This is a genomic window from Gammaproteobacteria bacterium, from assembly GCA_003696665.1.
Taxonomy (GTDB): Bacteria; Pseudomonadota; Gammaproteobacteria; order Enterobacterales.
The window spans coordinates 1-1,002 of the sequence record RFGJ01000601.1; the positions used below are offsets into that span (position 1 = coordinate 1).

The 1,002-nt window shown below is 54.5% G+C and carries 1 protein-coding gene; it reads right to left on the reverse strand.

Annotated features, from left to right (window positions below; genetic code table 11):
- Window positions 1–1,001, reverse strand: a 1,001-nt coding sequence (locus D6694_14645) for a S9 family peptidase (GenBank protein ID RMH35579.1), incomplete at its 3' end; no start/stop codon positions are given.
- Window position 1,002: the final 1 nt, after the last annotated feature.

Here is a 1,002-nt window from a genome sequence, read left to right on the forward strand (position 1 = left end):
CTCCGCGCATCTTTTAAATAGGAGAGCGCAAGCAAGCCATTCACCACCGCCGCGCTACGCAACGTCTCGGCTTGCTGCGGCACCACTGTGTGCCAATGTCGCCTGTCTGGCTGGCGCACATCAATGGCAATGATTCGCCCTCTGGGGGCACCCAGATTGGTCTGAATCAATAATGTGTCGCCAATATTATCAACAAAGTCATAAGACGCTTCCAACTCGGCGACAAGTGGCTGAATCTTCCCATCCTTGTGCCGCAGATCCTGATAGAACAGGCGATTGCGCGAATCGGTACCTTTCCAGACATGAATTATCAAAAAGCGACCATCTTCGGTCACCGTGGGCGAAAAACCCCACTCCGGCTGGTCAGGCCGTTGATACACCAGGCGATCTTCGCTTTGTTCAGTGCCCACCTTGTGAAAAAACAGCTTTTGGTGATAGTTCGCCGCCGACAACTCTTCGCCCGGCTTTGGCGCATCGTAACGGGCATAATAAAAGCCGCTGCCATCGGGTAGCCAGGCGGCGCCGGAAAATTTCGACCAGGCAATTCGATCTGGCAGATCTTTGCCATCTTCCACCCGGCGAATGTGCCACGTCTGCCAGTCAGAGCCCGCCTTCGACAGGGCGTAAGCCACATAGCGACCGTCCGGCGAAATCGACAAAGAATTGACTGCCACGGTGCCATCAGCCGCCAATTGGTTTGGATCCAGCAACACGCGACCCGGATCCGTCGGGCTGCGCATCACATACAGCACCGACTGATTCTGTAATCCATTATTGCGATATTGAAACCACAGCTTGCCATGCCGTGTTGGTGCACTGACGCGTGCGTAATTCCACAGTGCCTTGAGGCGTTTCTCGACCTTTTCTCGGCCCGGCAAACTGGCCAGATAACGCTCTGCATAATCGCGTTGCGCGGCAATCCATTTTTGTAAGTCGGGATCTTGTTCGTTTTCCATCCAACGATATGGATCCGGCACCTGAGTGCCGTGCAACACATCCACA